Source organism: Bradyrhizobium sp. 157 (assembly GCF_023073815.1).
Classification (GTDB): domain Bacteria; phylum Pseudomonadota; class Alphaproteobacteria; order Rhizobiales; family Xanthobacteraceae; genus Bradyrhizobium.
On sequence record NZ_JADPKF010000073.1, the window covers coordinates 372,516 to 392,631 of the forward strand.

The following is a 20,116-nucleotide window of genomic DNA, read 5'->3' on the forward strand; positions in this document are numbered from 1 at the left end:
AATTGGCCCTGCCCTATACCTGTTCGATCACGATCGAGTTGATCTCGTTGGCGACGTCGTCGAAGCGATCAGACACCTTTTCGAGATGCTTGTAGATCTCGGCGCCGACGACGAAATCCATCGAATTGCCGTTGCGGTGCTTGAGAAACAGCTCCTTCAATCCGATATCGTGGAGATCGTCGATACGGCCCTCCAGTTTTCCGATTTCCTCCGTGATGGCGGTCAGCATTGCAACGTTACTCCCGATCGACTTCATCAGGGGAAGCGCGCGGCTGACCAGATTGGCGCACTCGACCAACAGCGTGGCTATCTCGCGCATCGGAGGCTCGAACGTTCGGACCTCGAACAGCACCACCGCCTTCGCGGTCTGCTGCATCTGGTCGATCGCGTCATCCATCGACGTGATCAGATTCTTGATGTCGCCGCGGTCGAACGGAGTAATGAAAGTGCGGCGGACGGCGGTCAGGACCTCGCGGGTGATGCCGTCGGCGTCGTTTTCGAACTGATTGACGCGCTGGCAGAATACCGGCGTCTCCTCGCCGCCGCGCATCATGTCCTGCAACGCCAGCGCGCCCTGCACGACCGTCTGGGCGTGGCGAGCAAATAAATCAAAAAACCGCTCCTCCTTGGGCAAAAAGGCACGAAACCAACGCAGCATGGGTAATCTTCCGTTGTTCAGAAACAGCCGCGGAGCGATCTGTCACAAAACTGTCATAGACCATTCGAGGGAAAAGCGCGCGACGGCGGGTCCCGGGGACCGGGTCATCCACCGCTTTGTGAAGCCGAAAACTGCGCCAAAACCCGCCGTTTTTACAGGGATCGGCGGAAATAATGCGCGATCTCGCCGATGATGCCCCGGCGGAACGTCAACACGCAGGCCACGAAGATAACGCCCTGGATCACCGTCACCCATTGGCCGAAACCGGCCAGATATTGCTGCATGGCAATGATAACGAAGGCCCCGACGACCGGACCGAACACCGTGCCGAGGCCGCCGACCAGCGTCATCAGCACGATTTCACCCGACATCGTCCAGTGCACGTCGGTGAGCGAGGCGTTCTGCGCCACGAACACCTTCAGCGAGCCGGCAAAGCCCGCGATGGTCCCGGAGAGGATATATGCGACAAGCTTGTACTGGTCGGTCTTGTAACCCAGCGAGATCGCGCGCGGCTCGTTCTCGCGGATCGATTTCAGGACCTCGCCGAACGGCGAGTTGATGGTGCGAAAAATGAGCAGAAAGCCGAACAGGAACCCGGCGAGGATGACGTAATAAAGCACCGTCGGCTTCGCGAGATTGAAGATTCCGAACAGATAGCCTTGCGGAATACCCTGGATACCGTCTTCGCCATGGGTGAACGGCGCCTGCAGATAGACGAAGTACAGCAATTGCGACAGCGCCAGCGTAATCATCGCGAAATAAATGCCTTGGCGACGAATGGCGACGACGCCGGTGATCACGGCAAGCCCGGCCGCGCCAGCGGTGCCGAACAGAATTCCAAGCTCCGGCGTAAAGCCCCAGACCTTCAGCGCATGCGCCGTAAAATAGCCTGCTGTGCCCAGAAACATCGCGTGGCCAAACGACAGCAGACCGCCATAACCGATCAGAAGGTTAAACGCGCAGGCGAGTAGAGCAAAGCACAGCGCCTGCATGACGAAGAACGGATAGATGCCGGTCAAGGGCACGATCGCCAGCAACGCCGCCATGATGACGAACAAGATCATCTCGTCGCGTAAAGTGCGCGGGGTTACCTTTAATGTGTCGTCCGTCATTGCCGTCATGTCAGGCCGCCCGTCCCGTCAATCCAGAAGGCTTCACCAGCAATACCAGCACCATCAGTACAAAGACCACCGTGTTGGAAGCCTCCGGATAAAAATACTTCGTTAACCCCTCGATCACGCCGAGCGCAAATCCGGTGATGATCGATCCCATGATCGATCCCATGCCGCCGATCACCACCACCGCGAACACGACGATGATCAGGTCGGCGCCCATCAGCGGCCGCACCTGGTTGATCGGCGCAGACAGCACGCCGGCCAGCGCCGCGAGGCCAACGCCAAGCCCATAGGTCAGCGTGATCATCCTGGGCACGTTGATGCCGAACGCACGCACCAGGGTCGGATTTTCAGTCGCCGCACGCAGATTGGCGCCGAGCCGGGTCTTCTCGATCAGGAACCAGGTGGCAAGGCAGACCACGAGCGAGAAGACAACCACCCAGCCGCGGTAAATCGGCAGGAACATGAATCCGAGGTTCATGCCGCCCTGCAGTTCACTGGGAATCGCATAGGGTAGCCCCGACGAACCGAAATAATTCTGAAAGATGCCCTGGATAATCAGCGCCAATCCGAATGTCAGCAGCAATCCATAGAGATGATCGAGGCCGGCGAGCCATTGCAGCATGGTCCGTTCCAGGATCATGCCGAAAATGCCGACCGCTATGGGCGCGATGATCAGCGCCGGCCAATAGCCGATGCCGGCGATGTTCAACAGAAAATACGCGCAGAACGCGCCCATCATGTAGAGCGCACCGTGGGCGAAATTGATGATGTTGAGCATGCCGAAGATCACCGCCAGCCCGAGACTGAGCAGCGCGTAGAACGACCCGTTGATCAACCCCACCAAAAGCTGGGCGTAAAGAGCTTGCATCGGCTTCGCACTCGATCTCGTTGTGACGCAAATCGCGTTGTGACGCGAGAAGGCGCCCGCCGGCACGAGTGCCGGCGGGCGATCGTATTACTTCTTTACCAGCGGGCAGACGCTTTCCGACAGCGGCCGGAATGCCTGATCTGCGGGGGTCGTTCCAACCAGCTTGTAATAGTCCCACGGTCCCTTGGATTCGGAAGGCTTCTTGACCTCAAACAGGTAGGCCGGATGAAGCTTGCGGCCGTCGGGGCGGATCGTGCCCTTGCCAAACAGCGGATCATCGGTCGGCGCTTCCTTCATTTTCGCCACCACCTTGACGCCGTCATGCGGATTGCCGCCCATGGCATCAATCGTCTTGAAATAGTGGATCAGGCCCGAATACACGCCGGCCTGCACCATCGACGGCATCGCCTTGTTCTTCATGCGCTCGGAGAAGCGCTTGGAAAACGCGCGGGTGCCGTCGTTCAGATCCCAGTAGAAGGTTTCGGTGAAGTTCAGTCCCTGAGCCACTTTGAGGCCGAGGGAGTGGACGTCATTGATGAACAGCAACAGCCCGGCCAACTTCTGTCCGCCCGCCACGATGCCGAATTCCGACGCCTGCTTGATCGTATTGGTGGTATCGCCGCCGGCGTTAGCCATGCCGATGATCTTCGCCTTGGAAGCCTGCGCCTGCAGCAGGAACGAGGAGAAATCCGACGAATTCAGGGGATGCCTGACGGTGCCGATTACCTTGCCGCCCGACTTCACGACGACCGCGGCGGTGTCGCGTTCCAGCGCGTGGCCGAAAGCGTAGTCCGCGGTCAGGAAGTACCAGGTGTCGCCACCGGCCTTCACCAGCGCCTGCCCCGTGCTGTTTGCGAGCATGTAGGTGTCGTAGACCCAGTGAATCGTGTTCGGCGAGCACTGTGCATTGGTGAGGTCCGACGTCGCCGCGCCGGTATTGATCATGACGGCGTTCTTCTCCTTCACCAGATTGTTGACCGCCAGCGCCACGCCGGAGTTCAGCACATCCACGAAGATGTCGACCTTCTCGACGTCGATCCATTGACGCGCGATGGTGGTGCCGATGTCGGGCTTGTTCTGGTGGTCGGCGGAAACGACGTCGATCTTCCAGCCCTTGGCCGCGAGGCCGGAATCCTCAACCGCCATCTGGGCGGCGAGCGTGGAGCCGGCGCCGCCGAGGTCGGAGTAAAGGCCGGAATTGTCGGTGAGCACGCCGATCTTGACGGTCTTGTCTTGCGCCATGGCGCCGCCGCCTGCGGCCAGCGCCAGAGCCGTGCCGAGGAAGAGAGCTGAAATCCGATGTTTCATAGTATCTCCATTAATCCAGAGTGCAGTACTGATTAAACGCCTAGATAGGTGTGGAGCTTGTCCATATTGGCCGACAGCTCCGAATTCGCAAAACCGTCGATAACCTTGCCGTGCTCGACGATGTAGTAGCGGTCGGCCACCGTCGAGGCGAAGCGGAAATTCTGCTCGACGAGCAGGATGGTAAAGCCTTCCGACTTCAGTCGCGCAATGGTGTGACCAATCTGCTGGATGATAACGGGCGCCAGACCTTCGGTCGGCTCGTCCAGCATCAGAAAGCGCGCCCCGGTGCGCAGGATTCTGGCGATCGCGAGCATCTGCTGCTCGCCGCCCGAGAGCTTGGTACCCTGGCTATTGAGACGCTCCTTCAGATTCGGAAACAATTCGAATATCTGGTCGAGCGACAGCCCGCCACTGCGCACGATCGGCGGCAGCAGCAGGTTTTCGCGCACGTCGAGGCTTGCGAAGATGCCCCGCTCCTCGGGACAGAATGCGACGCCCAGGCGCGCGATCCTGTCGGACGAGGCGCGGGTGATGTCCTGACCGTTGAAACGGATCGAACCGGTACGCTTGCCGATAATTCCCATCACCGACTTCAGAGTCGTGGTCTTGCCGGCGCCGTTGCGGCCGAGCAGCGTCACCACCTCGCCCGCCTTCACATTGAAGTTGATGCCGTGAAGGATGTGGGATTCGCCGTACCAGGCCTGCAGGTCGGAAACGGAAAGAATCTCCGCGCCCGCCGGTTTGGCGGTGGCTTCGGCCATTTTCAACTCAGGCATGACCGGCCCCCAGATAGGCTTCCTTGACGCGCTCGTCCTTGGACAATTCGGCATAATTGCCTTCCGCCAGCACCTGACCGCGCGTCAGCACCGTGATGATGTCGGACAGGTTGGCGACCACGGAGAGATTATGTTCGACCATCAGGATGGTGTGCCTCGCCGAGATGCGCTTGATCAGGGCTGCGATCTTGTCGATGTCTTCATGACCCATGCCCGCCATCGGCTCGTCGAGCAGCATCATTTCCGGGTCGAGCGCCAGCGTCGTCGCAATCTCCAGCGCGCGCTTGCGTCCATAGGGCATCTCGACCGCCGGTGTATTGGCGAATTCGCTCAAGCCCACGTCGTTCAGCAGGTCGAGGGCGCGGCTGTTGAATCGGTCGAGCACGCGCTTGGAGCGCCAGAAATCGAACGAACTGCCATGCTGGCGCTGTAACGCGACACGAACGTTCTCCAGCGCGGTCAGATGCGGAAACACCGCCGAAATCTGGAACGAACGCACCAGCCCGAGCCGGGCAACATCGGCCGGCGCCATCGCGGTGATGTCCTGTCCCTTGTACCGGATCTGCCCGGCAGAAGGCTTCAGGAACTTGGTCAAGAGGTTGAAGCACGTCGTCTTGCCGGCGCCGTTCGGCCCGATCAACGCATGAATACTGCCGCGACGCACCTTGAGGGCGACATCGCGAACGGCGAAGAAACCCGCGAATTCCTTGGTCAATCCGTGGGTCTCGAGAATGAACTCCTCAGCCAAACAAATTTCCCCCGTCAGCCGTCTCCGCGAGTTCGCCCGCGCGCGACCAATTTTTCCCTGTTCGGGCAGGCTCTCCTGGACGTCCTGGAAACCGTCCCGAGCCCGCCGCCTCCGGCCGGAATATGCCGTCAACGCGATGGATTAGGCAAGGTGGAATGCTGCCACGCCCAACCGCGCGCTTGCGGTTCCGGATGCGCAATAAGTCGAATGGTGCCGCCGGCGCGGCTCGGCGGGCCACGAGCCGCGCTCAACCGTAATCTCGCGCCCGGCAAGCCATCGTTAACGGTGTTTTGCTGCAATCCGGCGCGCTTTCATACAATATTTTCCCCTCAGGCGCATCATCTCGCGATTTAGATCGCGTAGGAATTGCCGTCTTGGAATTTGAAAGCGCCGGACCGTCGGTCGTCAAATCTATCAAGCAGCGCGACCTGCTGAACACCTGGCTGCGGCTATACGCCCGCGACCAATCGATTCCACGCACGGCGGAATATCAGCCGGCACGGATCGAGGACGAACTTCCCGACCTTGTACTCTACACCGTCGATACCAGCCCACAGCCGCCGCGCCTGACCATCCAGAGCGACGGCACGCGGATGTCGACGGCCTATGGGAATACCGGCAAGGGCCGCTATCTCGACGAGTATCTGGGCGCAAGGCTCGCTCCGATGGTGATGCCCGTCTATCATGAATGCATCGCGCGCCGCCTTCCTGCCTATACCATCGCCAATATCGACGACATCTACGGGCGAATCGTCGCCTATGAGCGGCTGTTGCTGCCGTTCTCGGATGACGGCAGCGTCACCCATATCATCGCTTCGCTGAAAACCATCAGCGAGGACGGCGGCTTCGAGATCAAGAATCTGATGCGCGGAAACGACAAACTGCCGGTGCCGAAGCTTCGCACCATCATCGACCGCGATCTCTTCCATCGCGCGCCCGGCCGCATTCCATCGGGCGACGAACTCGAATTCGATTAGGCCTTCCGCCCGCGCGGCTTCGACGCGACCTCGGTCGCGTAGATATCCGGCTTGAACCCGACCAGCAACTTGCCGCCGAGGTCGAGCACCGGCCGCTTGATCATCGAGGGCTGCGCCAGCATCAGCGCCAGCGCCTTGCGCTCGTTGAGACCTTCCTTGTCGCTGTCGGGCAGCTTCTTGAACGTCGTGCCGACGCGATTGAGCAGCGTTTCCCAGCCAACATCGTCGGACCATTGCTTGAGTTTGTCCTTGCCAATGCCGGCAAGCTTGTAGTCGTGGAAGTCGTAAGCCACGCCGTGGTTGTCGAGCCAGGCGCGCGCCTTCTTCATGGTGTCGCAGTTCTTGATGCCGTAGATGGTGATGGGCATTCAGGTTCATTCCAGAATCGTGGAGTTCGGTCGCCTATTGTAGGGTGTCGCCAGATTCTTTGCATCCGGAGCGGCTCAGTTCCTAGTATAAGATTCCAGGTACTCGGCGGATGGTGGAATCGGCGTGATGACATCGATCAATACGCCGTTGGGGTCTTCAGTGATGAAGTGCCGCTGACCGAAGGGCTCATCGCGGAGCGGAAGCAGGATGGGCAGCCCGGCCGCACGAAGCTTGCCGTAGACCTCATCGACGTCTTGAACTTCAAAATTGATCAGAACACCGCGCGTGGTGCCGCGCGCTTTCGCGGGGATCGTGTCGTGATCGCCCGCCAGGATCGCCAAGGCAACGTTCTCTTGCACCTTCGACCGCAGATGCACGTACCAGTCCGCCTCGAACGCCGGCTCGAAATCAAAGTGCGCTCGATAGAATGCAGAGGTCGCAGCGACGTTGTCGACCATCAGCACCGGGTAATAGCTCGTGATCTGCATCCTTGTTCTCCGCGATCTAAAAACATACAGTGTGTACGTATCTATAAACATACAGGCTGCATGCATGCAAGTGGTAAAAAGACGCAGGAGCAACATCGACCGCAGCGCGACCACCCGCGGGAGGGTGCTTGAAGCGGCCAAAACACTTTTTATCGCAAAGGGATATGCCGCCACCGGGACCCCCGAGATTGCCGCGCAAGCGGGAGTGACCCGGGGTGCGGTCTACCATCATTTCGAGGATAAAAGGGCCCTCTATCTCGCCTTGGTCGAGGCTGAGTCCGCCGCTGTTGCCGCCGAGATCGAGGACGCTGCTTCGGCGACGGACGCTCCGATGCAGATGCTCCATGCGGGCGCTTCAGCGTACTTGCGCGCGATGCAGAAGGAAGGACGAACACGCCTGATCCTGATCGAGGCGCCCGCCGTTCTGGGTTTTGAAACCGTCGATGCCATCGACGCCAAACATAGCCGCCGAACTTTGTTGGAGGGCCTGGAAGCTGTGATCCGCCCCTCGCCCGAAACCTCGCTCATCGCCGTGGTCAATATCCTCTCTGCGGCCTTCGACCGGGCGGCTATCGCCATCGCTGCAGGCGGCAACTTTTCCGACTACGAGATGGCGCTGAAGCAACTGATGGATGGCCTTGTCGCCGAGAGGTCGACCTCGACCAGCCATCTGTCCGCGTGAACGAGGCATCTCACTCGCGCGGCCGATCGATGTTAACCGGCCGCTTGTGGCCGCTTCGGAATCTCCAACCCGCGCTGCACCGCGGGTCGTGCCAGGCCGCGATCAAGCCAGGCCGATACGCTCTTAAAGTCGTCGAACGCGACGAGATCGCGCGCACCGTAGAAGCCGATCAGGTTGCGCACCCATCCGAGCATGGAAATATCGGCAATGGTTATTCGTCGTCCATGATCCATTGCCGTCCGGCGAGATGCGTCTCCACCACATCGAGCAGGCGCTTCGATTCGGCGACATAACGCTCGAGCGGCCGCTTGTCGGCAAACTCCTTGCCAGCGAATTTGTGGAAGAAGCCAACCTGCCCGAACATTGGCCCGATCCCGCCCATCTGGAAATGCACCCACTGGATGGTCTGGTATCGCCGCGCCGGATCGGCTGGTAGAAGCTTGCCGGTCTTCTCCGCGAGATATTGCAGGATCGATCCGGACTCAAACAGCGCAAGCGGCTTTCCTCCCGGCCCATTGGGATCGAGAATTGCGGGAATCTTGCCGTTCGGGTTCAGCGACAGGAATTCCGGCGTCTTCTGGTCGTCCCTGTTGAAGTCGACCAGATGCACCTCGTAAGGCAAGCCAATCTCTTCGAGCATGATCGAAACCTTCACGCCGTTTGGCGTCGGCAGCGAATAGAGCTGAAGGCGGTCGGGATGTTTGGCGGGCCAACGTTTGGTGATCGGGAAGGCGGAAAGATCGGACATCAAAACTCGTTTTGCATGGTTGTTGCTGCGTGGCTAATGTACGGCCAATGCCGCACATAACAAGGGTTCGCGCCGTTCATGACCGATCAACCGTCTCCGGCGAAGCTCGGCCTCACTGATGAGGAGCTTGCGGCTCACCCGACCATGTTCGCGACCGATGCGCTGAAGGGTCACGTCGCCGTCGTAATGGGCGGCGCCGGGGGCATCGGGCGGGCGATCGCCTGGCTGTTCGCGCGGCTCGGCGCGCATGTCGCCGTGGTCGGGCGCGACGGCGGCAAGCTCGGCGCGCTCGTCGCCCAATTGACGGGCCGCGGCCTCAAGGCATCCGCGCATGTCGCCGACATCAGGGAGCCCGACGCCGTCAACGCCCTGTTCGATACGATCTGGGCCGCGCAAGGCCGCGTCGACTGCCTCATCAACAGCGCCGGCGGGCAATTTCCGCAAGCTGCGATCGATTTCTCCGTGAAGGGCTGGAATGCGGTCATCAACACCAATTTGAACGGCACCTGGTACATGATGCAGGCCGCCGCGCAGCGCTGGCGCGACCACAAGTATCCCGGCAGCATCGTCAACATCGTGGTCGTGACGACGCATGGCCTCTACGGCATCGCGCACACGATTGCTGCACGGAGCGGCGTCATCGGGCTGTCGCGCGCCGTCGCAGTCGAATGGGCGCCGCTGAACATCCGGGTCAATTGCGTGGCGCCCGGTGCGATCGAAACCGAAGGCTGGAACATCTATTCGCCGGAGGCCCGCGCTGCCTACCCGCGCTCGAACCCGATGATGCGCACAGGCTCGCCCTGGGATGTCGCCGAAGCCACTGTCTTTCTCGCTGGTCCTTCAGCCAAATTCGTCACCGGCGAAACGCTGACCGTCGACGGCGGCGGCCAGCTCTGGGGCGAGACGTGGACCACCGGCAAGCCCGCCTATTTCAGCGGCGGCGACAAGTGATACGCTGAAAGCTGGGCTCTCATGACACGCTATCGCCTTGCGATCTTCGACTTCGACGGCACGCTTGCCGACACGATCGACTGGTTTCGCACCTCCTTTCATGACGCGATCGCACGCTTCGATCTCAAACCGGTCACGCCGGAGGAGCTGGAAGGAATGCGCGGGCTGTCCGCGCGGGAAATCATGGCGCGTCTTGGCGTGTCCATGTGGCAGCTTCCAGCCATCGTGAACGACATGCGAAAGCGCAAGCTCGCCGCGGCGAGTGAGACGTCGCTGTTTGCCGGCATTCCGGAGATGCTGACCGACCTTCAGCGTTTCGGTATCAAGACCGCGATCGTCAGCTCCGACAGCGAGGCCTCCGTCCGGCAAGTGCTCGGTCCCGCCACCGCCCTGATTGCCCGGTTCGACTGCGGCGCCGCGGTATTCGGCAAGCATTGGAAATTTCGACGGGTCGCGCGAATACTCGAAACGAAGCCGGCGCACACGATCTGCATCGGCGACGAGATCCGCGACATCGAAGCAGCGAAGGCGGCCGGTATGGATTCGGGCGCGGTAGCGTGGGGCTATGCCATCCCCGCCGCGCTGCAAGCGGCAGGACCAACGTATTTGTTCAACTCGATCGAGGAGATCACGCAGAGCCTTGCTGCGGCGAAATAATGCCGCTGGGAGCTTTTGCTGCATTTCACTGCCGGTGGCTATCACGCGCATAGGCACCATCGCGCGAGATGCCGATGGCCCCTCTGGCTGTACACGAGCACGAACTCCGTCACAGTCCAGACAACCGGTTCGATCGGATACTCGTCCACGCTGCGCGCGTCATATAGCAACGTTACGTGCGGCGTGAAATTCGTGTTGGCGAGCCGCCTTAATCCTCTGCGCGCCATCGCGACACCAAGCATTTGCCGAAATGACTGCAGCCGGCGCAATCCCTTCTCGCCAATCAGGACAAACGGACGATTGCCCGGCCGCCCGCGGAAACTTGCCGTTCGATCGAACGAGACCTCGAACGGTTCGGTCCGCAATTCCGTGGCCGCCTCGCGGGCGGCGCAAAGCTGGCGGTTCGGCAACCCACCCAGCGAAAATAGCGAAACGTGCAGCCGGTCTGGCGCAATGAGCTTGCCGTTCAGACAATGGGCGCGCTTGAGCACGCCCGCCAGCCGGTGAATTCGCTCTGCTGTGCCCGCGTCGGGAAGAGCCGCGAGGAACAATCGGCCACTACTAGAGCTTGTAAACTCGTCCATGATAACGCAGAACAAACCATGAACAGAAGATTGTGGCAAGGCCCGAATACAACTCGTTCGGCAGGTTCCCGCAGCCTCACAGCACGCAGCCATGGTGCGCCGACGACACCAGCCGGATGTACTTGTCGTGTACCGATCCCGGTCGCACAGCGGCCGCCGGCGCGCGCCAGCCGGCCATGCGGCGGGAGATCTCGTCCGCTGACACTTCGAGATTCACGGAGCGGGCGGTTGGGTCGATGACAATGGTGTCGCCGTCTCGCACCGCGGCGATCGGCCCGCCACGCGCGGCTTCGGGCGAGACGTGGCCGATCAGGATGCCGTGCGAGACGCCGGAAAAGCGGCCGTCGGTGATCAGCGCGACGTCCTCACCGAGACCCTGTCCTTGCAACTGAATGGTCAGCATTACCATTTCCGGCATACCGGGACCGCCCACCGGGCCGACATTGCGCACGACGATGACGTTGCCCGGCACGATCTCGCCGGCGCGGATCGCGGCCATCGTGTCGGCCTCGGACTCGAATACGCGCGCGGTGCCGCGAAATTGCCCCTTCTCGAGGGTCTTGCCCGATAATTTGAGCAGGCAGCTCTCCGGTGCGAGATTGCCCTTCAAGACGCTGATGTGATTGTTCGCCGGCGCGATCGGTTTCGACACCGGAAAAACGATCTCCTGCGGCGGCATCTGCTCCAGCGTCAGCACATTGGCGAGATTTTCTGCCAGCGTCTTGCCGGTTACCGTCATAACATCGCCATGCAAAAGGCCCGCGCGCAGCAGTTCCTTCATGACCACAGGCACGCCTCCGATCGCATGCAGGCTGCCCATCGCGAAGGGGCCGTGCGGCTGCAAATTGGCGAGCAGCGGCACGCGCTCGCCGACTTGCTGGATGCGTTCGATCGTGATCGGCACCTGGGCCTCGCGCGCGACGGCGAGCAGATGCAGATACATGTTGGTCGAGCCGCCCATCGCATAGACGGTCGTGATCGCATTCTCGAACGCGCGCTCGGTCATGATGTCGCGTGGCCGGATGCCGGCTTGCATCAGCCGGTACAGGGCCTCGACCGAGGCGCGGGCCTGGGCGCGGACATCGGCGTGAATATCGCTGCCGGCATTGTAGTCAGCGGGATGCGAGGCGCCGCGCGGCAGCATCATGCCAATTGATTCTGCGATCGTGCTCATGGTGTTGGCCGTGAACATCGCGCCACAGGTGCCGCTGCCGGGCATCACGTTGCGCTCGACTTCCAACAGCTCCTCGGCGGACAAGCGGCCGGACTCGTTGGCGGCGCGCGCCTCGGCGTAATCCATGATCGTCAGATTGTTACCCTTGCTCGCCCATGCCCCGAAGGAGACGCGGCCCGGCGTGCTGGTGCCGGGATAGAGCACGAGGCCGAAAGCATTCGTCCGCGCCAGCGGCATCAGCGCGGCGGCTCCCGTCTTGTCGCAACCAGAGATCACGATCATCGCATCGCCGTGGTGCGCGTAATGACCGATCTCAAAACAGTCGGCGACGACATCGCGCGATGCGAGGCTATAGCCCGCCGTCGGCGTGCCCTGTGTCAGCGCATCCGATACCGCCGGAGCCCCGACGATCAACCCCTGCCCGCCGCGCTCGGCAAGGATTTCGACCAGGAGGTCGGTGATGGCGCGCACGCGGTTGTTGCAGCGATGGGCGTTGGTGTAAGCGCTGGCGATGGTCACCACCGCACTGGTTTCCGCAGCGCGGTCCGGATCAAATCCGGCGGCGCGCAACTCGACACGCGACCGCTTCCAATAGGTGCTGCTGTCCTGCGTTGTCATCGGGTGCTCCAGATCTTCTGATTGATCGTGCGGACGTTGGCGTCCGGCCTGATTGGCACTGAAACGAATTCAGCCCGTCTTGCCGTCGTCAAAACTGACAATCACGGCAGCGTTGGCGATGATGATAGAGTCGCTTCCGCTCTCGGCAGGAACTTCCAGCCCACCCTTCACCGCCGTCACGTTCACCGTCCCGTACGGCAGTTCCTTGGCAACGGCTGCCGTATCGACCCCGCTCGGGTCCGGCACCGCGACGGTAACCTCCACGAACATGTCGTTGGCGGTCTTTCCGAGCATCCGGAAGAAGCCGAGACTGGAGTGTCGGATGGCGTCCGAGACGGCGCGCTTGGCGGCTTTGGTCGCATCGCGTCCGTGAACGTCGACGCCCATGCCCATTTCGGTGATACAGCGCACGCGTGCCATGGCATTTCCTATCTTATTTTCGTTCGAGTGAGAGACATATCAGCCGTCGGCGTTTCACGCGAGCGACAGTCGAGGCAAGATTAATCTGAATGCACCCCGCACCGATAGGTGCGTGCAGGAACCGATATCGGCTAAAATCGTTTTCGGTCTGAGTCCAATTCGAGGATCAATCTTGCAAGGCGACTCCGAGATCTTATTCTGGCGCCGAACGGACGTCACCGGCCTGGAGCGATTGATGCTCCATATTTCCGCTGACGTGGTCTTGGCAGAATCGACCGTGATCTGCGTGGAGGACGGCGGCTTTCGCCTCGACCACCGATGGAGACTGACGCCTGACTGGCGAGCTCAATCTCTGGACGTAGACCGGTGGGGCCCGGCCGGCCACATTCACCTCACTCTTGAGCGGATGGATGGCGGGTGGCGCGTTAACGGCCAACAACGTCCCGATCTCGACGGTGCGGAAGAGCCCGACCTTTCGGTCACCCCCTTCTGCAACACCTTCCCTATCCGCCGGATACCTGCCGGAGTCCGACAGAGTCGCACACTCGATACCTGCTTCGTGGACGGTGCGGCCATGACGATACAGCGCTCCCGTCAACGATACGACCGTCTCGGTCCCGATCGGGTGCGTTACGTGGATCTCGGGGTCTCGGCAGGCTTTGAGGCGGAGCTCGAGGTGGATAATCGGGGTCTGGTGCTTCGCTATCAGCACCTTTTCGAACGCGTGACGCCAGTCTGACGAAGGCGTTGCGATAAATCGCTGACCAAAAGCCATCCTGCCGAGCTGACTAATCAGCCTGACTAATCAGCGAACTGCCTCATGGGGTCGAACGCCTGATCCGGTCGCGCCGCCCTGCTCGCTGGTCCGAGATCAGCTTCAGCCAGGGCGCCGAATGGAAGGCGCTCATCAGCAAGTACATCGGCACCATGCCGCCCACCGGAGATGCGTTTGCAGCCGAGCAAAGCGAATCCAGCGGGCCACCGCCAACCACAGCGGTAAGCAGCGCCATGATTGCGAAGGTCGGCGCGGCCGCAAGCGATAGCCATCTGACTATGCCGGCCGCGGCCGCGGCCGCGGTGCCCTCGTCATCACAGCTCGCCGCGTCGGGCGCGTTGCTGTGACGGGCCTTGGTCATGACTTCCCACTTGCGCTCTGCTTCCGGAACGCGGCCTCTCCGGCGTCCGACACCTCGACCCACCTCTTGTCGGGCGCGGCGCCTTCGACGTAGCTATCGTGCCAATTCCACCACTTGTAGGTCGGCGTCTGAGGATATCCCTCGGGCGAGTCCTCCCAGACCTCCTGGCGGCCGAGCGGCGTGATGTCGAGGTAATTCCAGGTGCCTCCCATCTGCTCGTCGCCGCGGTTGTTGATGAAGTAGGTGCGGTAGATCTTGTTGCCGTCGCGGAAGAACACGTTAGTGCCGTGCCATTCGCCGACGTCGAAATCGGCATCGAAGCTGTCCGTGATGGTGTACCAGGGGATCAGCTCCCATCCCATTCGCTTCTTCAGGCGCGCGATATCCGCCTGCGGCGCGCGCGAGGCGAACACGAGTGTAGTATCGCGCGCGTTGAGATGGGCGGGATGAGCGACCTGGTCGGCCACCATTGAGCAGCCGCGGCAGGCATGGTCGGGCCAGCCGAACACGCCGGGCTCGAAGAAGGCGCGGTAGAGGATCAACTGATGACGGCCTTCAAACAAGTCGAGCAAGCTCGCCTGGCCGTTGGGCCCCTCGAACCTGTACTCCTTCTCCACGGGCAGCCACGGCATCCGACGACGCTCGGCCGCGAGCGCGTCACGGGCGCGGGTCAAGGCCTTTTCCTTCACGAGCAATTGCTGGCGGGCTGCTTCCCATTCCTGTGCCGAAACGGTGTTAATCTGCATGGCTAACCTCCTGTTTGTCGCGATACTTGTTGCTTGAATGACTTGCAGCGTCAGGCCGGCAGACGCGCATCGTATTCCTTCATGAGGCCGCTCCAGCCATCCCAGAACGGCGCCGGCTCCTCGCCGCTCGCACGGGCGACCAGAACATCGAGATGCATGTGCCAACCGGCCATGTGCTTGAGCAGCGTGGCGCGGTCGGGGAAGCGCCGATGGATGATCGTGAGCAGCACGCCCTTGCCTTTGGGCTCCAGTTCGAACGTGACGTCACCGGTACTGTTCCAGGTGATCGACAATTTTCGGGGTGGATCGAATTCGGTAATCCGGCTCTGCATGCGATGCTCGCCGCCGAAGCCGGCCGGGGCCTTGCCGGGCGGATCCGTCAATTCGTCGTTGCGCCAGACGAGCTCGAAGGGCGCGCCGAGCTTCGTGTCCATGTCGCCTGCCGCCAGCCATTTGCGGCGCAACTCGCTGTCGGTGAGATAGGCCCAGATGCGCTCGATCGGGCCGGGCAGCAGCCGCTGGATTTTCAGCGTCGTGGGCTCGGGCAGGCTGCCGTACGCGTCGGGCTTTGTCGTTGAATTCATTGCTCTACTCCGTCACCGATTTTGATTTGGGTTTTGCTTTCGCCCTGTCCTCTTCGCGCAGCAGAGCTTCCAGCCTGTCGAGCTTTGCGGTCCAGAAACGCTCGTAACGCTTCAGCCATGCATCGGCTTCCGCGAGCCGCGCCGCCTCGAGGCGGCAGAGATGGGAGCGACCGCGGATCGTGCGTTTGACGAGACCAGCGTTCTCCAGCACCCGCACGTGTTTCGAGGCGCCGGCGAAGCTCATGCGAAACGGCGTCGCCAATTCTCCGATTGTCAGTTCCCGTTCCGCCAGACGACCAAGCATCGCCCGCCGCGTTGGATCCGCGAGGGCGTGAAAAACGGCGTCGAGATGGGCATTACGTTCAACCATGTGGTTTAACATAGTCGCGCGGCGCTAATTGTCAACCAATCGGTTTAACGTTTTCGTGATGAGAGAATGAGGATTTGAGCTGCTATGCTGCTATAACGCCGTAAAACTAGCCGTCCGGTACGGTGTACACGGCGCAGGGAGACGCAATGCCACGCAGCGTATGCGTTCCCAGCGGGATCAGTTTTGTGGTGGTTTCGGCGGCGAGTGCGCTCGATATCAGCACCGTTCGGCCAAGCGGCCGACAAAGCCCTTCCAGTCGGCTCACCAGATTGACCGCGGGACCGATCGCCGTGAAATCCAGCCGGTCGGCCGCACCGACATTGCCCCACAGAATTTCACCGAGATGCAATGCCACGCCGAACGACAGCGGCGGCAGCCCCTGCTCTCTCCGTGCGTCGCCGAGATGCGCCATTCCAGCCTGCGCGGAAGCGATGGCCCGGAGCGCAGCGTCGCAGGCATCGCGGGGAGATGGGCCGGTGACCGGAAAGATCGCCAGCACGCCGTCGCCGATGAATTTCAACACCTCGCCGCCGAAGGCATGGACAGCGCCGGCAATGCAATCGAACCAGGCGCCGAGCGCGGCAATCACCGCCGCGGGGGGCTCGGCCTCGGACAGTGCCGTGAAGCCGCGTAGATCGGCAAACAGCAGCGCGGCCCGGATCGTCTCGCCGACCTCGCGCCGCAGCGGGCCCGTCAGCACGCGCGCGGCGCTCCGCTTGCCGAGATAAGCTTCGAGCGCAGCGGTCACAGTCGCGCGCGCCGAAAGCGCGGCGAGCGGCGCTGCAGCGAAGCGGGCGGCGTCGCGCAGGCGATCAGACTCCGGTTGCGTGAACGGCTGCGGTCCGATCCAGCCGAGCATCGGCCCGTCCGATCCCGGGCTCACTTTATCTTCATGCACCGCTCCGCCGGCGAGCCCGGCCAACCAGCTCCGGCCGGCGTCGCCGGACAAATCCCCCGCCCCTCCGAATCCCGCCGGAGCAAATCCCACGGCCTCGATCACTGCCCCATTTTCCGCCCGCCATAGCCAGGTCCGGCGGGCGACGATCGGATGCGGCACGGCGAGCGTCAGCGCGCCGCCGGCGAGCGGCACGCCGTCTTCGATCAGGCGCGTGCCGAGTTCGGCGAGGAACCGGTCGGCGCCCGGCGAAGCGCTGGCTGCGTCTACCAGCCATGTCAGCGTCGGACTCAGTTGCATGGATCGATCATGCGGCAGCGACGTTGCATTGTCACCCACGGCACTTACCTTAGGCACTCGCTGGTTGCATCAGCGCGCCCTGCCAATGACCCACGAGGCTTTCGATGACTGAATCGTTTGTGCTCCAGCGCGAGACCCACATCGCCGCACCCCGCGCCAGCGTGTTCGCCTTCCTGACGGACCCTGAGAAGATCGTGCAATGGATGGGCAGCGAGGCAGTGACGGAGATGCATCCGGGTGGCATGTACCTCCTGAAAGGCGTCGGCAGCGCCACGGCGCGCGGCGCATTCCGCGAAGTCGTACCGGTTCACCGCCTCGCCTATAGCTTTGGCTGGGAAGGCAACGAGGAAGTGCCGCCGGGATCGGGCCTGATCGAGATCGATCTGATCGAACGGGACGGCGGCACGCTGCTGCGCATGACCCATAGCGGCCTGCCCACCGAAGCAACCCGCGACAGCCATTCCAAGGGCTGGGCGCACTATCTCGATAGACTAACCAAGGTAGCCGCCGGCCAGGACCCCGGACCGGACCGAGGACCGAGTGGCACACGCAACGCGTAAGGATGGTGTCGGTCAAGCCGTGCATCGCTGGACGATCAGTCCTGCTTTTTCAACACCGTCACGTGAAGACGGCGCCGGATTTCCATCCCCTGCCGCCGGTAGAGCGCGATGGCTGAGTGATTGTCAGTGAAGACGTGCAGGAACGGAATTTCGCCGCGCGATACGATCTGGCGGGAGATGGCGGATAGCAGCATTTGCCCGTAACCGCGGCCGCGGTGGGATGGATGCACGCACACCGCCGTGATCTCGGTGTAGCCGACTGGCTTCATCCGCTCGCCGATCATGGCGGCAAGCTGGCCGTCGATGCGGATGCCGAGAAAGGTGCCGAGCTCATGCGTCCGCGCGTTGAACGGTCCCGGCTTGGTGAGCGCGGTCAGTTCGATCATGTCGGGCACGTCGTTGACACCGAGGGTGACGATATCGACGCCGTGCGCTGGTGTTTCAACCTGCGTTCCAACAATCATCTGCTCGCCGGTGTCCGCCAGCGCGATTTTGAATTCGGGAGGCGGGTTCACGGGATCCGGCGTGAACAGCACGGCGATGTCCTGCGGCGACATCAGCCCAGCGAGCGCAGCAAAGCTTTCAGCCGACGTGTCCGCTATCGCTGCGAAGGGCGTGATCTCAGTCGGATAGCGCCGCGCGCGGTCATCGCCTTCAGCCAACGCCCGCTGTGTGGTCGTGAGCGCCGTCCAGATCGGATAATCGAGGGGGTGGTCAGGTCGAACGGACATCGGGCTGCCTTCATTCACTCAACTGCATGCGCTACCGGTAATCGCCGAGGTCTGCGATCTTGCCACCTTCCCTGACTTCAGCAGTGTAGCGCCAAATGTCGGGCTGCGAGCCATCTATATCCGTAAAGCCGTAGTGGCGGGCGAGCTCGCCGGAGCTGACTGATTTCTGGTTCCATTTGTTGCGAGCCGGATCGGCGGCGAGCGCAGCCACGGCGCGGCCGACGTAGCGCGGCGATTCCGACAGCGCGAAATCGGGCGGCGCCCGGTGCCTGCCACCTCCCCGCTCTGCCAGCGCCTCGCGCCAGTTCGCTTCGGTGACGCCGAAATTCTCCAGCATCATCTCGGAGCGCAGCCATCCCGGCGTGATCGCAACCGCGGTGGCCCCGTGCGGTGCGAGTTCGTGACCTTGCGAGTAGGCGAGACGGTTCACGCCCTGCTTGACGAGATCGTAGAACACCGAGATCCGGTAATGCTGCGCGTTGTAGTCGGCGGTGCCGTCGGTGACTTCGACAAGCAGGCCGCCTCCTTTCGCGATCAGCAGCGGCAACAGATAATGCGAGGTCACCAGATGCGTCTCGATGCCGAGCCGCAGAATCCGCAATCCCTTTTGCAGATCGAGCTTCCAGATCGGCGTATTCCATTCGCCGGGCCCGCCCTTCAGCCGTTCGGCGCCCCAGATGTCGTTCACCAGCACGTCGATGTGGCCATGCTCGGCGCGGATACCCTCGGCCAGCGCCGCGACCTGCAAAGGTTCGAGATGATCAACGGCGATGGCGACGCCTTTGCCGCCGAGGCTGGTCACGAGTTCGGCCGTCTCCTCGATGCTCTCCGGCCGGTCATAATCGGATCGCGTTGGAGCATCGGCGCGAGCGCTGCTGCGTCCCGTGCAGATTACCGTCGCTCCCGCCTCTCCCAGCGCGGCGGCAATGCCGCGGCCGGCGCCGCGCGTCGCGCCCGCCACCACGGCGATACGTCCGGCAAGCGCGACTTCATGTGAGACCACGCTCATCCTCCCCTCACCTTCACGCGCCGCTGCTATCCGATCGCATCGAAGCGCCTGCGCACATCATTCCGTTTTCTCTGCCGTCGCCTTGATCAGATTGTCGCGGAGCGTGACGACGTTTTCCTGAAGCCGCGCGAACTCGTCGGGCTTCAGTCCGGTAGAGGCCACGAGATTCATGTGCATGCCCTTCTCGCGCAGCCGGCGGCCAGCCTCGGTCAGGCTGATGCGCACCTGCCGCTCGTCCGCGGGATCGCGCTGGCGGCGCAGATAGCCCATCTGCTCCAGCTTTTTCAGGATCGGCGTCAGCGTGTTGGATTCCAGGAACATCTTCTCGCCAAGCTCACTCACGGTCTGGCCATCCTGCTCCCACAACGCCACGATCGCGATCCATTGCGGGTAGGTCAGGCCGAGTTCATCGAGGCCTTTTTTGTACGCCCGCCCAAAGGCAAGGTTGGCCGAATAGATCGCAAAACACAGGAAATCGCCAAGCCGCCGCTCGCCTGCGGCCGGCTTCGGCTTCTGACTGGCCTTTGAATTGTCTCTCGAATTGTCCCTGGAACCGGTCCGGAGCCCATCGCTCAGTTTCATGGAAGTCGTCCTTTTCGACACAAACATGTGAAGTCTCGCATCCATATATATCGTGTCCG

Annotated in this window: 25 protein-coding genes and 1 pseudogene; 6 read left to right on the forward strand and 20 right to left on the reverse strand. The window is 61.9% G+C overall.

Going from position 1 to position 20,116, the window contains the following annotated elements; translation table 11 throughout:
- Nucleotides 1-13: 13 nt before the first annotated feature.
- The 6 genes from IVA95_RS17700 to IVA95_RS17725 all read right to left on the reverse strand — a co-directional run bounded on the left by IVA95_RS17700 (nt 14) and on the right by IVA95_RS17725 (nt 5,476).
- Nucleotides 14-658, reverse strand: a complete 645-nt coding sequence (locus IVA95_RS17700) for a DUF47 domain-containing protein (protein ID WP_247511618.1) — start codon at nt 656-658, stop codon at nt 14-16.
- Between the two features lie 152 nt (nt 659-810).
- The gene (locus IVA95_RS17705) at nt 811-1,779 is read right to left on the reverse strand and encodes a branched-chain amino acid ABC transporter permease (protein ID WP_247511619.1); all 969 of its coding nucleotides are present in this window, start codon (nt 1,777-1,779) and stop codon (nt 811-813) included.
- A gap of 1 nt (nt 1,780) precedes the next feature.
- Nucleotides 1,781-2,644 (reverse strand): branched-chain amino acid ABC transporter permease, encoded by an 864-nt coding sequence (locus IVA95_RS17710; protein ID WP_247511620.1) that lies wholly within the window; start codon nt 2,642-2,644, stop codon nt 1,781-1,783.
- Between the two features lie 87 nt (nt 2,645-2,731).
- The gene (locus tag IVA95_RS17715) at nt 2,732-3,952 is read right to left on the reverse strand and encodes an ABC transporter substrate-binding protein (RefSeq protein ID WP_247511621.1); all 1,221 of its coding nucleotides are present in this window, start codon (nt 3,950-3,952) and stop codon (nt 2,732-2,734) included.
- Nucleotides 3,953-3,984: 32 nt separating this feature from the next.
- Complete coding sequence (locus tag IVA95_RS17720) at nt 3,985-4,728, reverse strand: ABC transporter ATP-binding protein (protein WP_247511622.1); 744 nt, start codon at nt 4,726-4,728, stop codon at nt 3,985-3,987.
- On the reverse strand, nt 4,721-5,476 hold the full coding sequence (locus IVA95_RS17725) for an ABC transporter ATP-binding protein (RefSeq protein WP_247511623.1): 756 nt from the start codon (nt 5,474-5,476) through the stop codon (nt 4,721-4,723). Before IVA95_RS17725 ends, IVA95_RS17720 begins: the two co-directional genes overlap by 8 nt.
- Nucleotides 5,477-5,850: 374 nt before the next feature.
- Between IVA95_RS17725 and IVA95_RS17730 the strand changes: the two genes are divergently transcribed.
- Nucleotides 5,851-6,453: a PAS domain-containing protein gene (locus IVA95_RS17730; RefSeq protein ID WP_247511624.1), complete on the forward strand. Its 603-nt coding sequence runs from the start codon at nt 5,851-5,853 to the stop codon at nt 6,451-6,453.
- Here the strand turns inward: IVA95_RS17730 and IVA95_RS17735 are convergent.
- Nucleotides 6,450-6,821, reverse strand: coding sequence for an ArsC family reductase (locus IVA95_RS17735; RefSeq protein ID WP_247511625.1), 372 nt, complete (start codon nt 6,819-6,821; stop codon nt 6,450-6,452). The two genes, IVA95_RS17730 and IVA95_RS17735, sit on opposite strands and share 4 nt — an antisense overlap.
- A 75-nt stretch (nt 6,822-6,896) precedes the next feature.
- Entirely contained in the window at nt 6,897-7,310 is a 414-nt protein-coding gene (locus IVA95_RS17740; RefSeq protein WP_247511626.1) for a VOC family protein, read from the reverse strand.
- A 64-nt stretch (nt 7,311-7,374) separates the two neighbouring features.
- On the opposite strand from IVA95_RS17740, the gene IVA95_RS17745 reads away from it, so the two are divergent.
- The gene (locus tag IVA95_RS17745; RefSeq protein ID WP_247511627.1) at nt 7,375-7,992 is read left to right on the forward strand and encodes a TetR/AcrR family transcriptional regulator; all 618 of its coding nucleotides are present in this window, start codon (nt 7,375-7,377) and stop codon (nt 7,990-7,992) included.
- A 32-nt stretch (nt 7,993-8,024) separates the two neighbouring features.
- Here the strand turns inward: IVA95_RS17745 and IVA95_RS17750 are convergent.
- Nucleotides 8,025-8,740: pseudogene (locus tag IVA95_RS17750) on the reverse strand (glutathione S-transferase N-terminal domain-containing protein).
- 78 nt (nt 8,741-8,818) lie between these two features.
- Between IVA95_RS17750 and IVA95_RS17755 the strand changes: the two are divergent.
- Both IVA95_RS17755 and IVA95_RS17760 read left to right on the forward strand, forming a co-directional pair.
- Nucleotides 8,819-9,691, forward strand: coding sequence for an SDR family oxidoreductase (locus tag IVA95_RS17755; RefSeq protein WP_247511628.1), 873 nt, complete (start codon nt 8,819-8,821; stop codon nt 9,689-9,691).
- A 21-nt stretch (nt 9,692-9,712) separates the two neighbouring features.
- Entirely contained in the window at nt 9,713-10,348 is a 636-nt protein-coding gene (locus IVA95_RS17760; RefSeq protein WP_247511629.1) for an HAD hydrolase-like protein, read from the forward strand.
- A gap of 41 nt (nt 10,349-10,389) precedes the next feature.
- Here IVA95_RS17760 and IVA95_RS17765 read toward each other — a convergent pair whose 3' ends face one another.
- The 3 genes from IVA95_RS17765 to IVA95_RS17775 form a co-directional block, all read right to left on the reverse strand.
- Nucleotides 10,390-10,899 (reverse strand): 2'-5' RNA ligase family protein, encoded by a 510-nt coding sequence (locus IVA95_RS17765; RefSeq protein ID WP_247511630.1) that lies wholly within the window; start codon nt 10,897-10,899, stop codon nt 10,390-10,392.
- 109 nt (nt 10,900-11,008) lie between these two features.
- On the reverse strand, nt 11,009-12,724 hold the full coding sequence (locus IVA95_RS17770; RefSeq protein WP_247511632.1) for a dihydroxy-acid dehydratase: 1,716 nt from the start codon (nt 12,722-12,724) through the stop codon (nt 11,009-11,011).
- Between the two features lie 69 nt (nt 12,725-12,793).
- Nucleotides 12,794-13,144, reverse strand: coding sequence for a Lin0512 family protein (locus IVA95_RS17775; protein ID WP_214490882.1), 351 nt, complete (start codon nt 13,142-13,144; stop codon nt 12,794-12,796).
- A 112-nt stretch (nt 13,145-13,256) separates the two neighbouring features.
- Between IVA95_RS17775 and IVA95_RS17780 the strand changes: the two genes are divergently transcribed.
- The gene (locus tag IVA95_RS17780) at nt 13,257-13,883 is read left to right on the forward strand and encodes a putative glycolipid-binding domain-containing protein (RefSeq protein ID WP_346658021.1); all 627 of its coding nucleotides are present in this window, start codon (nt 13,257-13,259) and stop codon (nt 13,881-13,883) included.
- A gap of 79 nt (nt 13,884-13,962) precedes the next feature.
- Here IVA95_RS17780 and IVA95_RS17785 read toward each other — a convergent pair whose 3' ends face one another.
- The 5 genes from IVA95_RS17785 to IVA95_RS17805 form a co-directional block, all read right to left on the reverse strand.
- The gene (locus IVA95_RS17785; protein ID WP_247511634.1) at nt 13,963-14,280 is read right to left on the reverse strand and encodes a hypothetical protein; all 318 of its coding nucleotides are present in this window, start codon (nt 14,278-14,280) and stop codon (nt 13,963-13,965) included.
- Nucleotides 14,277-15,026: a DUF899 domain-containing protein gene (locus IVA95_RS17790; RefSeq protein ID WP_247511635.1), complete on the reverse strand. Its 750-nt coding sequence runs from the start codon at nt 15,024-15,026 to the stop codon at nt 14,277-14,279. Before IVA95_RS17790 ends, IVA95_RS17785 begins: the two co-directional genes overlap by 4 nt.
- Nucleotides 15,027-15,076: 50 nt before the next feature.
- On the reverse strand, nt 15,077-15,610 hold the full coding sequence (locus tag IVA95_RS17795) for an SRPBCC family protein (protein WP_213249923.1): 534 nt from the start codon (nt 15,608-15,610) through the stop codon (nt 15,077-15,079).
- Between the two features lie 4 nt (nt 15,611-15,614).
- Nucleotides 15,615-15,980, reverse strand: a complete 366-nt coding sequence (locus IVA95_RS17800; protein WP_247511636.1) for a metalloregulator ArsR/SmtB family transcription factor — start codon at nt 15,978-15,980, stop codon at nt 15,615-15,617.
- 106 nt (nt 15,981-16,086) lie between these two features.
- The gene (locus IVA95_RS17805; protein ID WP_247511637.1) at nt 16,087-17,175 is read right to left on the reverse strand and encodes an adenylate/guanylate cyclase domain-containing protein; all 1,089 of its coding nucleotides are present in this window, start codon (nt 17,173-17,175) and stop codon (nt 16,087-16,089) included.
- A gap of 104 nt (nt 17,176-17,279) precedes the next feature.
- Between IVA95_RS17805 and IVA95_RS17810 the strand changes: the two genes are divergently transcribed.
- Nucleotides 17,280-17,735, forward strand: coding sequence for an SRPBCC family protein (locus IVA95_RS17810; RefSeq protein ID WP_247511638.1), 456 nt, complete (start codon nt 17,280-17,282; stop codon nt 17,733-17,735).
- Nucleotides 17,736-17,770: 35 nt separating this feature from the next.
- Here IVA95_RS17810 and IVA95_RS17815 read toward each other — a convergent pair whose 3' ends face one another.
- From IVA95_RS17815 to IVA95_RS17825, 3 genes are read right to left on the reverse strand one after another with little or no spacing between them, the layout of a single operon-like run.
- On the reverse strand, nt 17,771-18,466 hold the full coding sequence (locus IVA95_RS17815) for a GNAT family N-acetyltransferase (RefSeq protein ID WP_247511639.1): 696 nt from the start codon (nt 18,464-18,466) through the stop codon (nt 17,771-17,773).
- A 31-nt stretch (nt 18,467-18,497) separates the two neighbouring features.
- Complete coding sequence (locus IVA95_RS17820; RefSeq protein ID WP_247511640.1) at nt 18,498-19,475, reverse strand: SDR family oxidoreductase; 978 nt, start codon at nt 19,473-19,475, stop codon at nt 18,498-18,500.
- 57 nt (nt 19,476-19,532) lie between these two features.
- Nucleotides 19,533-20,057 carry a MarR family transcriptional regulator gene (locus IVA95_RS17825; RefSeq protein WP_247511641.1) on the reverse strand — a complete coding sequence of 175 codons (525 nt, stop codon included), beginning with the start codon at nt 20,055-20,057 and terminating at the stop codon, nt 19,533-19,535.
- Nucleotides 20,058-20,116 lie beyond the last annotated feature (59 nt).

Bases quoted from the DNA above. Each gene is read 5' to 3' on its own strand.
- IVA95_RS17700 (WP_247511618.1), bottom strand. From the start codon at position 658: ATGCTGCGTTGGTTTCGTGCCTTTTTGCCCAAGGAGGAGCGGTTTTTT.
- IVA95_RS17705 (WP_247511619.1), bottom strand. From the start codon at position 1,779: ATGACGGCAATGACGGACGACACATTAAAGGTAACCCCGCGCACTTTA.
- IVA95_RS17710 (WP_247511620.1), bottom strand. From the start codon at position 2,644: ATGCAAGCTCTTTACGCCCAGCTTTTGGTGGGGTTGATCAACGGGTCG.
- IVA95_RS17715 (WP_247511621.1), bottom strand. From the start codon at position 3,952: ATGAAACATCGGATTTCAGCTCTCTTCCTCGGCACGGCTCTGGCGCTG.
- IVA95_RS17720 (WP_247511622.1), bottom strand. From the start codon at position 4,728: ATGCCTGAGTTGAAAATGGCCGAAGCCACCGCCAAACCGGCGGGCGCG.
- IVA95_RS17735 (WP_247511625.1), bottom strand. From the start codon at position 6,821: ATGCCCATCACCATCTACGGCATCAAGAACTGCGACACCATGAAGAAG.
- IVA95_RS17740 (WP_247511626.1), bottom strand. From the start codon at position 7,310: ATGCAGATCACGAGCTATTACCCGGTGCTGATGGTCGACAACGTCGCT.
- IVA95_RS17745 (WP_247511627.1), top strand. From the start codon at position 7,375: ATGCAAGTGGTAAAAAGACGCAGGAGCAACATCGACCGCAGCGCGACC.
- IVA95_RS17755 (WP_247511628.1), top strand. From the start codon at position 8,819: ATGACCGATCAACCGTCTCCGGCGAAGCTCGGCCTCACTGATGAGGAG.
- IVA95_RS17760 (WP_247511629.1), top strand. From the start codon at position 9,713: ATGACACGCTATCGCCTTGCGATCTTCGACTTCGACGGCACGCTTGCC.
- IVA95_RS17770 (WP_247511632.1), bottom strand. From the start codon at position 12,724: ATGACAACGCAGGACAGCAGCACCTATTGGAAGCGGTCGCGTGTCGAG.
- IVA95_RS17775 (WP_214490882.1), bottom strand. From the start codon at position 13,144: ATGGCACGCGTGCGCTGTATCACCGAAATGGGCATGGGCGTCGACGTT.
- IVA95_RS17785 (WP_247511634.1), bottom strand. From the start codon at position 14,280: ATGACCAAGGCCCGTCACAGCAACGCGCCCGACGCGGCGAGCTGTGAT.
- IVA95_RS17790 (WP_247511635.1), bottom strand. From the start codon at position 15,026: ATGCAGATTAACACCGTTTCGGCACAGGAATGGGAAGCAGCCCGCCAG.
- IVA95_RS17795 (WP_213249923.1), bottom strand. From the start codon at position 15,610: ATGAATTCAACGACAAAGCCCGACGCGTACGGCAGCCTGCCCGAGCCC.
- IVA95_RS17800 (WP_247511636.1), bottom strand. From the start codon at position 15,980: ATGGTTGAACGTAATGCCCATCTCGACGCCGTTTTTCACGCCCTCGCG.
- IVA95_RS17805 (WP_247511637.1), bottom strand. From the start codon at position 17,175: ATGCAACTGAGTCCGACGCTGACATGGCTGGTAGACGCAGCCAGCGCT.
- IVA95_RS17810 (WP_247511638.1), top strand. From the start codon at position 17,280: ATGACTGAATCGTTTGTGCTCCAGCGCGAGACCCACATCGCCGCACCC.
- IVA95_RS17815 (WP_247511639.1), bottom strand. From the start codon at position 18,466: ATGTCCGTTCGACCTGACCACCCCCTCGATTATCCGATCTGGACGGCG.
- IVA95_RS17820 (WP_247511640.1), bottom strand. From the start codon at position 19,475: ATGAGCGTGGTCTCACATGAAGTCGCGCTTGCCGGACGTATCGCCGTG.
- IVA95_RS17825 (WP_247511641.1), bottom strand. From the start codon at position 20,057: ATGAAACTGAGCGATGGGCTCCGGACCGGTTCCAGGGACAATTCGAGA.